This window comes from Flavobacterium sasangense DSM 21067 (genome assembly GCF_000686885.1).
GTDB classification, from domain to species: Bacteria; Bacteroidota; Bacteroidia; order Flavobacteriales; family Flavobacteriaceae; genus Flavobacterium; species Flavobacterium sasangense.
In genome coordinates this window covers 15,575-27,226 of sequence record NZ_KK366036.1, presented here as the reverse complement: position 1 = coordinate 27,226, position 11,652 = coordinate 15,575, and the positions used below count along the sequence as shown (strand labels likewise).

The 11,652-nt window shown below is 33.5% G+C and carries 8 protein-coding genes; all 8 read left to right on the top strand.

Annotated features, from left to right (window positions below; all coding sequences use genetic code 11):
• Positions 1 to 390 precede the first annotated feature (390 nt).
• Positions 391 to 1,599, top strand: a complete 1,209-nt coding sequence (locus BP92_RS0115500) for an ATP-binding protein (protein ID WP_245598393.1) — start codon at positions 391 to 393, stop codon at positions 1,597 to 1,599.
• 2,239 nt (positions 1,600 to 3,838) lie between these two features.
• On the top strand, positions 3,839 to 4,696 hold the full coding sequence (locus BP92_RS0115490; RefSeq protein ID WP_026726854.1) for an ABC transporter permease: 858 nt from the start codon (positions 3,839 to 3,841) through the stop codon (positions 4,694 to 4,696).
• Between the two features lie 794 nt (positions 4,697 to 5,490).
• A complete protein-coding gene (locus BP92_RS16985) occupies positions 5,491 to 6,768 on the top strand; it encodes an ABC transporter ATP-binding protein (protein WP_084329811.1) in 1,278 nt (425 codons plus the stop codon).
• A 4-nt stretch (positions 6,769 to 6,772) separates the two neighbouring features.
• Entirely contained in the window at positions 6,773 to 7,630 is an 858-nt protein-coding gene (locus BP92_RS0115475) for a hypothetical protein (protein ID WP_026726853.1), read from the top strand.
• Positions 7,630 to 8,523 carry a glycosyltransferase family 2 protein gene (locus BP92_RS0115470; protein WP_026726852.1) on the top strand — a complete coding sequence of 298 codons (894 nt, stop codon included), beginning with the start codon at positions 7,630 to 7,632 and terminating at the stop codon, positions 8,521 to 8,523. The genes BP92_RS0115475 and BP92_RS0115470 overlap by 1 nt, the downstream gene beginning before the upstream one ends.
• A 15-nt stretch (positions 8,524 to 8,538) precedes the next feature.
• Positions 8,539 to 9,486 carry a glycosyltransferase family 2 protein gene (locus BP92_RS16865; RefSeq protein WP_026726851.1) on the top strand — a complete coding sequence of 316 codons (948 nt, stop codon included), beginning with the start codon at positions 8,539 to 8,541 and terminating at the stop codon, positions 9,484 to 9,486.
• A gap of 5 nt (positions 9,487 to 9,491) precedes the next feature.
• Positions 9,492 to 10,646, top strand: coding sequence for a glycosyltransferase (locus BP92_RS0115460; RefSeq protein ID WP_035693648.1), 1,155 nt, complete (start codon positions 9,492 to 9,494; stop codon positions 10,644 to 10,646).
• Entirely contained in the window at positions 10,637 to 11,650 is a 1,014-nt protein-coding gene (locus BP92_RS0115455; RefSeq protein ID WP_026726849.1) for a glycosyltransferase family A protein, read from the top strand. Before BP92_RS0115460 ends, BP92_RS0115455 begins: the two co-directional genes overlap by 10 nt.
• The last annotated feature ends 2 nt before the right edge of the window (positions 11,651 to 11,652 follow it).

The window sequence follows — 11,652 nt, the reverse complement described above, 5'->3', positions numbered from 1 at the left end:
TTAGAAGGAATTGTCCCCTTGAGGGGACTTTAGGGGTGTGGTGATGTTGGTTTTACCGCAGATTCACAGATTTTACATGATTTTGGGCGAAGTTTTGCACCGAGTTGCACGGAGCTTTTTTTGAAGAGGTTTGAGTTGAGATAGATGCGCGAAGGCGTTTTGCTTTTTGGAGGGTTGGAGATGGGGAGAGTTGGATAATAGCTGCACTTTTTTTAGCGGGTAGGGTTGCCTGCTTGGCAGGAGATTCCTCGGCAAGCTCGGAATTACAGATAAGGAAAAATGGAGGACAGATGATTTAATTGTATTTATAATAATTCTATTTTTGCGCAAAAGTTATAATTATGTTTATAATTATTTGTATTTTTACGTATTATTTAAAGTATGATTATAATGAATATTCCTAAACAGATTACTGCAAGAATGGATTACATGGAACGAGTGATTCCGTTCATTGGTAAAAACCTGATAAAGGTGTTTACTGGGCAACGCCGCGTGGGGAAAAGTTACTTGATGTTTCAAATTATTGCGTATGTGCAAGAACATTTTCCTGAAGGTAAAATAATCTATATCAACAAAGAGGATCTTGGTTTTTCTCACATTAAAACGGCTACTGATTTACACGATTATGTTGTTTCTAATCAAGCTACAGGAAGTAAAACTTTTGTTTTTATTGATGAAATTCAGGATGTAGAAAATTTTGAAGCAGCACTACGCTCGTTGTTGCTTTATGAAAACCTTGATATTTATTGTACTGGTAGTAATGCGAATTTATTGTCGGGTGACATAGCTGGGCATTTAAGTGGGCGTTATATTGAAATAACGGTTTACAGTTTGTCTTATGTCGAGTTTTTACAATTTCATACTTTAACGGATACTGAAGCTAGTTTGAATCTTTTCTTAAAGTATGGTGGTTTGCCTTATATCAAACATTTGCCTTTAGAGGATGCCATCGTTTTTGAATATTTAAAAAATATTTACCATACCATTGTTTATCGCGATATTATTAATCGTTTTTCTATTCGTAATACGCTTTTTTTAGAGCAATTGGTTCAGTTTTTAGCGGCTCAGACAGGCAGTTTGTTTTCCGCTAAAAAGATTAGTGATTTTTTGAAGTCGCAACGAATAAATATGGCGCCCAACCAAGTTCAAACCTATATACAGTATTTGGTTAGTGCTTTTTTATTACATAAAGTGGCACGTTATGACCTCGTTGGGAAACGTTTGTTTGAAATAGGTGATAAATTTTATTTTGAAAATTTAGGTATTCGTAATGCTATTTGGGGTTATCGCATTGAAGATCGTGTCAAAATTATAGAGAATGTTGTTTATAATCACTTGGTATTTCGTGGATATGTTGTAAAAGTGGGGGTTTTAGGAGATAAAGAAATTGATTTTATAGCAGAGAAAAAAAACGAAAAGATCTATGTTCAAGTGGCTTTGACTCTTGATGCTGAAAAAACTATGGAGCGCGAATTTGGCAATTTGCTCGCCATTGACGATAATTACCCTAAAATGGTGGTCACTTTGAGTGTCTTTGATGGGGCAAGTTATCAAGGGGTTAAAGTGGTGGATTTGCGTAGTTTTTTGAAGACGGTTTGATGGTGGGGATGTTGGAAGACGAGGAGACGAGGAGACTGGGAGATGAAGAGATTGGGTGATATAACTGGCACGCTGATGTAACGGATTCGCTGATGCGAAGCGCTGATGATAGCGAATTTTTTTGAAGGAATTGTCCCCTTGAGGGGACTTTAGGGGTGTAGCGGGGTTGTTTTACACAGAGTTACATGGAGATTTTTTTGAAGAGGATTGTGTTGAGATAGGCACGCGGATGAAACGGATTCGCTGATGCGAAGCGCAGATGTTGGCGGATTTTCTAATTGAAGTGATAATATAAAAAAGTTTATAGAGGGAATTGTCCCCTTGAGGGGACTTTAGGGGTGTGGTGATGTTGGTTTAAACGCAAAGAGCGCTAAGTTTTTTCGCAAAGTTCGCTAAGTTTTTTACTTCGTAAATTCGACCTTTAGTCTCGGGTTGCAAAGGGAGCAAAGGCGTTTCACTTTTTTGTTTTTTTTGCCACGGATTAAAGGATTATGAGGATTTTTCTAATTGAAGTGATAATATAAAATAGTTATTAGAAGGCATTGTCCCCTTGAGGGGACTTTAGGGGTGTAGCAGGTGTTTTCAATGTTGAATAATGATTGCTTCGCCAGTTCGAGCAGAGCTCTCGGGTAACGAATGTTGAATTTTGAATTTGAAAAGGAATAAAAATAATGTCACTTTGAGTGGAGTCGAGAACTAATGAAAACTTCGACTCCGCTCAGTCTGACAGAGAGCGTATAAAAATAATTGTCACTTTGAGCGCAGTCGGTCGAGAACTAATGAAAGACTTCGATACTTCGACTTCGCTCAGTCTGACAGAGAGCGTATAAAAATAATTGTCACTTCGAGTGAGCCAGTATTGAGCTTTGTCGAAATGGGGACTGCGGAAAAGGTTTTTATACAAATTTTCCCATTTTTTTAAACTTTGCGACTTAGCGTCTTTGCGTGCAAAAAAAACTTCTATGAACTTTTCACCACCATCTAATTAACTCAAAACAAACTTATATGACTTATATGTTTTAGTTTTTGTTTCAAGTATTAGCACGCGGATGAAACGGATTCGCTAATGCGAAGCGCAGAAGTTGGCGGATTTTTTTGAAGGAATTGTCCCCTTGAGGGGACTTTAGGGGTGTGGTGATGTTGATTTAAACGCAAAGAACGCTAAGTTTTTTCGCAAAGAGCGCTAAGTTTTTTACTTCGTCAATTGGATCTTTAGTCTCGGGTTGCAAAGGGAGCAAAGGCGTTTCACTTTTTTGTTTTTTTTGCCACGGATTAAAGGATTATGAGGATTTTTCTAATTGAAGTGATAATATAAAATAGTTATTAGAAGGCATTGTCCCCTTGAGGGGACTTTAGGGGTGTAGCAGGTGTTTTCAATGTTGAATAATGATTGCTTCGCCAGTTCGAGCAGAGCTCTCGGGTAACGAATGTTGAATTTTGAATTTGAAAAGGAATAAAAATAATGTCACTTTGAGTGGAGTCGAGAACTAATGAAAACTTCGACTCCGCTCAGTCTGACAGAGAGCGTATAAAAATAATTGTCACTTTGAGCGCAGTCGGTCGAGAACTAATGAAAGACTTCGATACTTCGACTTCGCTCAGTCTGACAGAGAGCGTATAAAAATAATTGTCACTTCGAGTGAGCCAGTATTGAGCTTTGTCGAAATGGGGACTGCGGAAAAGGTTTTTATACAAATTTTCCCATTTTTTTAAACTTTGCGACTTAGCGTCTTTGCGTGCAAAAAAAACTTCTATGAACTTTTCACCACCATCTAATTAACTCAAAACAAACTTATATGACTTATATGTTTTAGTTTTTGTTTCAAGTATTAGCACGCGGATGAAACGGATTCGCTAATGCGAAGCGCAGAAGTTGGCGGATTTTTCTTGAAACACATAGTCACATTAGTTTCGCTTTGTGTTTATTAAGGGCGTTGCACTTGACATAAATCACAATAGACTCTACGATTTGTTTGTTATGCATGATTCATTTCAGCATTTCTTTTATGAACTTTTCACCACCATCTAATTAACTCAAAACAAACTTATATGACTTATATGTTTTAGTTTTTGTTTCAAGTTTCAAATTGATTTTTGATCTTGCCCTTGCCCTTGAATTTTGCCCTTACCTTTAAAATTTAAAATAGACTTTACTTGATAAAATTTGTCCATCCACTAAAAAAGTTTAAATTTGACCGCTAAGTCTTGTTAGGTAAGACTTTTACAATACATTACATCAATGAATCAAAAAAATACTACAGCAGAACAATGGGATTCCGTAATTGAATCAAGACATTCTCTTTTTGATATAAATCTAAAAGAACTCTGGCATTACAGAGATTTACTGGTGTTGTTTGTGCGTAGAGATTTTGTAACGGTATACAAACAAACCATTTTAGGTCCGTTATGGTTTTTTATTCAGCCTTTATTGACTACGATTACATTTACTATCATTTTTGGAAACGTGGCGCAATTATCTACTGATGGTGCACCAAAAGTAGTATTCTACATGGCCGGAATCACCCTTTGGGGATATTTTTCAACATGTCTAACTACAGTATCTGGTGTTTTTAATGCCAATGCGGGTATTTTTGGGAAAGTATATTTTCCAAGATTAATCATGCCATTAACGATTGTGATTTCCAATTTGATGAAGTTTGGGGTGCAGTTTTTATTGTTTGTTTGTTTTGTGGGGTATTTTACCTTGCAAAATCAAATTCATCCTAATAGTTGGATATTGCTGACTCCCCTAATCATCGTATTAATGGCTTTAATTTCCATGGGAATTGGTTTGATATTGTCTTCCATGACCACGAAATATAAAGATTTGAATCAGTTAATTGGTTTTGGTGTGCAGTTGTTTATGTATGCTACTCCGGTTATTTATCCAAGTTCATCGGTTCCTTCAACTTATCAATGGGTAGTAGAATTGAATCCGTTGGTAGGATTGTTTGATTATATGCGATTTGCGTATTTGGGAGTTGGGGAGTTTACGATTTTAGATTTAGTTTATCCGTCTTTGTTTTCGATAGTAATTTTAGCGATAGGGGTTTTGGTGTTTAATAAGACGCAGAAGACGTTTATGGATACGGTTTAGACGGGTTTCAAGTTTCAGGTTTCAAGTTTTTGAATGTTGAATAACGAATGTTGAATTTTTTACACCGAGATGCACGGAGGTTTTTTGAAGTGGTTGGTATTGAGATAGGCACGCGGATGAAACGGATTCGCTAATGCGAAGCACGGATGATGGCGGATTTTCTAATTGAAGTGATAAAGGGAAAAAGTTATTAGAAGGAATTGTCCCCTTGAGGGGACTTTAGGGGTGTAGCGAGGTGATTTTAATATTAAATGATGATTGCTTCGCCAGTTCGAGCAGAGCTCTCGGGTAACGAATGTTGAATTTTTAGGAACGCGGATTAGAGAAATTGGAGTGATTTTTAAAATTAAATAAGATAAATTTTTAGAAATTTGTTTCACACGATTGTCATCCTGAGCTTGTCGAAGGCTAATGAAAATGTTTTTGCACAGAGATACACAGAGATTTTTTGAAGTGGTCGGTGTTGAGAGAGCTACACAGAGGCGTTTCACTTTTTTAGAGACAAGGAATGAGGGAGACTGGGAGAAGAGGAAATGGGTAAAAGAATGAAAAGAAATTTTTTTAATTGAAAATGATATAAATAAAAGTGATAAGAAGGAGTTCCCTCCTTGAGGAGGGTTAGGGAGGTGTTTGGACGGGTTGAATTTAAAAATAGTTTCTATGTTCACTATGCCAAGTGCAACGTCCGAAGCTTCGGACTAAAATTAACACAAAGAAAAACTATTGTGACTATGTGTTTTAAAAAGCATCAAATTTTGAATGATGATTAACGAATGTTGAATTTTAAATAAATAATGAGTAAAGTAGTAATAAAAGCAGAAAATATCTCCAAGCAATATCGTCTCGGACTCGTAGGCACGGGAACCGTGAAAGACGATATGAAGCGTTGGTGGTACAATTTGCGTGGTAAAGAAGATCCTTTTTTAAAAATTGGGGAAGCGAATGATAGAAGCAGTAAAGGCGAAAGTGATTACGTATGGAGTTTGCGCGACATCAATTTTGAAATCAACCAAGGCGATTCTGTGGGGATTATTGGTCGTAATGGTGCTGGTAAATCTACTTTATTAAAAATATTAAGTCAGGTAACTCAACCTACTACGGGTAAAATTTATACCAAAGGTAGAATTGCTTCCTTATTAGAAGTTGGAACCGGTTTTCATCCTGAAATGACAGGACGAGAAAATATTTATCTAAACGGTGCAATTTTAGGAATGCGTAAGCACGAGATTACCAAAAAATTTGATGAAATAGTAGCTTTTTCAGGAGTAGAACGTTATATCGATACGCCTGTAAAACGTTATTCTTCTGGAATGTATGTGCGTTTGGCTTTTGCTGTTGCCGCACATTTAGAATCGGAGATTTTAATTGTAGATGAGGTGTTGGCAGTAGGAGATGCTGAATTCCAAAAGAAGTGTTTGGGGAAAATGAATGACGTGAGTAAAGGGGAAGGAAGAACGGTGTTGTTTGTGAGTCATAATATGGCGGCGGTGAAGAGTTTGTGTAACAGAGGAATTGTTTTGGAAAATGGATATAAAGCATTTGATGGTTATGTAAATGAAAGTATTGATTTCTATTCTCAAATGTCGATAGATAGTCTCAAAGATTACAGCAAACATTATCTTTTTTCAAATAGAGTAACAGTTTTAAGTCATCAAGTGTTCTATAAAGGAAAGATTTTAAGTAACGATGGTACCGTGTTTTTAGGTGATGAGATTCAGATAAAACTAGTTTTAAAAGCTAATGACTACTTATCTGATTTATCAATAGCTCTTGATATATTGAATACTAATTTAGAATTAATGTCTCATGTTACTAATGAAGATGATGGTTTTAATTTATTTGCTTTAAAAAAAGGAGAAGAAATTAGTTTTACAATAACTTTAAAGCAAATAACTTTAATACCCGACAAGTATATTATCAATCTTTGGTTAGGTTCAGGTCATATTGAATCGTTGTATAAAATAGAAGGGATGTTTGTTTTTAATGTTGAGCAAGGAGATTTTACCAAAAGGACAAAACCACTACCAAGACATTCTAGGGTTTTTATATCAAGTAAATGGTCATCAATATAAAGCTATGATAAAAGTTAGTTATTTAGTATCTTATGATTACTACATGTTTCTTACATCTGTAAGCCAATTATATGATTATGTTGATCAAATTGTAGTTTCAATAGATAAAGACCGTAAAACATGGAGTGGTAATAATTTTGAAATTCCAAATTCTTTTTTTGATGAGGTAAAGAAGTTTGATAAAAACAATAAAATTGATTTTTATTTTGATACTTTTTATTTATCCCATTTAACACCAATGGAAAATGAAACTAGACAAAGAAATTTAGTTTTGTCAAAGTTAGGAAGAGGATGGAAAATACAATTGGATGTTGATGAATACATCTATGATTTTAAAGCGGTAGCTAAATACCTTAATAAGTACATTTTTTTGACGTACTTTCCAAGGTTAACCCCTATTTGTTTAAAAGGTAAATTAGTTACTTTATACAGAGAATTAAGCCAGGGTTATTTGTTTATTGATAATAATGAGCAGTTTCCTTTCATTACTAATCAAAATAGCAATACTCACACGCGTAACAATAATAAGGTTAGAAATTTTCAAACTAATATTAAGGTTATTCATCAATCTTGGGCAAGATCTGAAGATGAAATTTTGAAAAAAATAAAGAATTGGGGGCATCGAGATGATTTTGATACTCTTCAATATTTTGAGTTTTGGAGAAGTTTAAATAGTTCAAATTATAAAGAATTTAAAAATATACATCCTATAGTACCTAACGTATGGGATGAATTGGATTTTATAAAGTCTGATTCCATAGAAGATTTTATAAAAAAATATGCTTTAAAAAAACCTCAAAAATTAATTCCTTTACCTGTAAGTTTGTTCATTAAAGCAATTATAAATAAAATTACAAAATAATGCTAGCCATCATTATACCCTTTTACAAACTTACTTTTTTTGAAGCAACGTTACAATCGTTAGCTAATCAAAGCGATAAGCGTTTTAATGTTTACATTGGTGACGATGCTAGTCCAGAAGATTGTACCACATTATTGCGAAAATTTGAAGGACAGTTTGATTTTACCTACCATCGATTCGAATCTAATTTAGGAGGTAGAAGTTTAACACAACAATGGGAGCGTTGTATAGCGCTTTCAGGTGATGAGGAATGGTTGATGATTTTAGGGGACGATGATGTATTGGGTGGGAATGTGGTGGAGGAGTTTTATAAGCAATATCATTATTTTCAAAATATTAGTAATGTTATTCGTTTTGCTTCACAATGTGTTGATAGTATAAATAATAAAGTTTCAAACGTTTTTTTACATCCTGTGTTAGAAACATCAGCTAATTCTTGTTTTAGAAGATTAAAAGGCAATACTCGTAGTTCACTTTCTGAATATATCTTCAGAAGGGAGTCTTTTAATAAATTTCATTTCAGAAACTACCCTTTAGCTTGGCATAGTGACGATATGGCTTGGGTGGATTTTTCAGATAAAAAGTCAATATATTCAATAAATGATGCAATAGTTACAATAAATGTTTCTAATTCTAGCTTAACTGGAATGAATTCAAATCAATCTTTAAAAAAAGAAGCAACAATAAAATTTTATAAAGATTTAATTGAGAGTAAACTTTTTCAGTTTTCTAAAAAACAAAGTATAGATATACTTATGTTTTATGAAGTGGAAATAAAACAAATTAGAGGATTAGAAATTTCTGAATGGTTATTATTGTTCAAGAAATATCTTAAAAATTTTCAATTGATTCCTTTCTTGAAATTAGTTAGAAGAATTTTGATTTCTATTTAAAGTATATATTTTGCCATGGAAATCAAACAATTAATCTCCATAATCATTCCAACCTACAATCGAGCGCATTTAATTACCCAAACGCTCGATAGTATTTTGGCACAAACTTACACCAATTGGGAATGTATTATAGTGGATGATGGTTCTACAGATAATACAGAAGAAATTGTAAAGACTTATTGTGCAAAAGACTCTCGTTTTAAGTTTTTTAAAAGACCAGAAGATTTATTAAAAGGGCCTAATACTTGTAGAAATTATGGTTTTGAAAAAAGTAAAGGTGAATTTATTCAATGGTTTGATAGTGATGATTTGTATTTTCCTCATGCAATGGAAACTTATATTAAAGCTTACGAATCGGATTCAGATGCAGTTGTGGCGAAAATTGAACGGGTAGATAATTTGACTTTGTCTAAAATCAATGAGAACAAGACACAATCAAATAATTTAATAGAAGATTATTTAATTGGGAATATCACTTTTTATGTGTGTGGACCATTATGGAGAAGATCGTTTTTAAGTAAACAAAATCAGTTGTTCGATGAAAAAATTAAGAATTTAGATGATTGGGATTTCAATTTACAAATGTTGTATCAGAATCCAAATATTGAGTACATAAATAGTCCATTAATTCAATATCGAATTCATTCTGAATCATTAGCTCATGAAATATGTAAACTAAATTATAATGAAATTCAATCGGAATTATACGCTAGGGAAAAACATTTAAAATTAATCACACATAATAAAAAAGCTAATCAAAAGATTTTTAAAGTTTTTGTCAGAGATAGATGTAAATATTTTTTTAGAGAAGCATTGGTTAAAAATGATCCAAAACGATTTTACTATCTTAAAATACTTTTAAAAAAACAGGTGGTATTGAATGATTATACCGGAATAATTAAAACCTTATTTGGTTTTACTTTTTTTAGTATTTTTAGAAAAGGGTATAAGTTTTTAAAATAAAGTTTATGAAGATTCTAATTGTATCAATGCCTTCAGTTCATGTCATTCGTTGGATTGAAAATCTAAGAGAGTCAGGGCATGAATTGTATTGGTTTGATGTGTTAGGAAAAGGAAAATTACACACAAAAATTTACATCAAGCAAATTACAGATTGGAAAAAAAGAAAAGTGCCTTACATTAAAGGAGAATACTTTTTACAACGAAAATTTCCAGTTTTTTATACTACTTTACAACCTTTCTTAGAAGTTACCGCAAACGAAAAACTAGCAAAAATTCTAAACGAAATCCAGCCCGACTTGGTGCATAGTTTTGAAATGCAAACTTGCAGTTATCCAATTTTGGAAACCATGCAAAAATTTCCACAAATCAAATGGTTGTATTCGTGTTGGGGTAGCGATTTGTTTCATTATCAAAACCAACCACAACATGTGTCAAGAATTAAAGCAGTTTTAAGTCGAATTCAATATTTGCATTCTGATTGTGAAAGAGATTTAATTCTAGCAGAAAATTTAGGTTTTCAAGGCAAACACACTGGTGTTGTTCCAGGCGGAGGTGGTTTTCATTTGGAACAGTTTTTACCCTATTCACAACCGATATCCGAACGAAAAATCATTTTAATTAAGGGCTATCACCATAATGTAGGTAGAGGTTTGGTGTTAGTAAAAGCAGTACAAAGTATTCAGGAAAGTATTCAAAAACTAGGTTTTAAAGTGGTAGTTTTTGGAGCGCATCCTATAGTAATCGAGTTTATTAAGGAAAATAAATTGCCTTATGAAGTACACGATCGTCACGGATTAGCGCATCATGATTTGTTGCAACTCATGGGAAAAGCAGCAATATATTTAGGAAATAGTATTTCAGATGGTATGCCGAATACGCTATTGGAAGCCATTATTATGGGCGCTTTTCCAATTCAGTCGAATCCTGGAAATGTAACTGCTGAAATCATAACCGCAGGTGAAAATGGTTTTTTGATTGAAAATCCAAATGATGACAACGCTATTTCAAATCTAATTATTAAGGTTTTACAGCAATCCGAATTACTTCCAAAAGCATTTGAAATCAATCAAAAAATTGCAAAAGAGCGATTAGATTATGCGGTTAATCAACAAAAAATAGTAGCTTTATACCATCAAATTGAAAACGATACATGCGAGTAGGCTTCAACCCCAACAAAGATAAAGTCCTTCCAAAATCGGATTATACCCATCAGGTGGTTGTACCTGTTTATATACCACATCAAAACGATTATTTTAAAGATAGTTTTCAAATTTTGCAGTTGTGTTTGGAGTCGCTTTTTAAAACATGTCATGATAAAACCTACATAACAGTTGTAAACAATGGAAGTTGTATCGAAGTAGTTAATTATTTGAATCAGTTACAGCAAGAACTTAAAATACAAGAGGTAATTCATACCTCTGCAATAGGAAAATTAAACGCTATTTTAAAAGGGTTAAGCGGACATCAGTTTCCGTTAATCACGATAACAGATGCTGATGTGTTATTTATAAACCATTGGCAAAAAGCTACTTATGAAATATTTGAAGCTTTTCCAAAAGCAGGTATTGTATCACCTTCGCCAAATCCAAAAATGCTACGTTATTATACAGCTAATGTAATTGGAACAACTTTTTTTTCAAAAAAAGCAACTTTTACTTCGGTTAAAGCAAAAGAGGATATGATTGCTTTTGCAAAAAGTATTGGTAATGAATCTTTGTACAAACCAGTTCATTTAGAAAAGCAATTAACAATAACAAAAGAAAGTACGTCAGCTTTAATTGGAGCTGGACATTTTGTAGCAACTTACAAAGGCGTTAGTTTTAATAAGCTAAAGCAACGTTTTTCGAAATTTAGCTTAGGTGGCGATAGTGAAGAGTTTTTGTTAGATAAGCCAGCAACTGATTTAGGATTATGGCGATTGTCAACGCAAAATAATTACGCCTTTCATTTAGGAAATGTAAAAGAAGAGTGGATGCAGGATAAATTGGATACACTACTATCAGATGTTTCAATTGTTGAAAATGTAGTGGATAATAGCGTATATTCAGGAGTAACGAATGTTTTTTTAATGAAATTCTTTTCGAGATTAATTTTTAGAAAACCTTTTTGGCAGTTGTATTTGCGCTATAAAGGGTTAACTCCAGAAGAAGCTAAACTGTATTAAAG

Coding starts and splice junctions, on each gene's coding strand:
- BP92_RS0115500 (WP_245598393.1), top strand. CDS start 391: ATGAATATTCCTAAACAGATTACTGCAAGAATGGATTACATGGAACGA.
- BP92_RS0115490 (WP_026726854.1), top strand. CDS start 3,839: ATGAATCAAAAAAATACTACAGCAGAACAATGGGATTCCGTAATTGAA.
- BP92_RS16985 (WP_084329811.1), top strand. CDS start 5,491: ATGAGTAAAGTAGTAATAAAAGCAGAAAATATCTCCAAGCAATATCGT.
- BP92_RS0115475 (WP_026726853.1), top strand. CDS start 6,773: ATGATAAAAGTTAGTTATTTAGTATCTTATGATTACTACATGTTTCTT.
- BP92_RS0115470 (WP_026726852.1), top strand. CDS start 7,630: ATGCTAGCCATCATTATACCCTTTTACAAACTTACTTTTTTTGAAGCA.
- BP92_RS16865 (WP_026726851.1), top strand. CDS start 8,539: ATGGAAATCAAACAATTAATCTCCATAATCATTCCAACCTACAATCGA.
- BP92_RS0115460 (WP_035693648.1), top strand. CDS start 9,492: ATGAAGATTCTAATTGTATCAATGCCTTCAGTTCATGTCATTCGTTGG.
- BP92_RS0115455 (WP_026726849.1), top strand. CDS start 10,637: ATGCGAGTAGGCTTCAACCCCAACAAAGATAAAGTCCTTCCAAAATCG.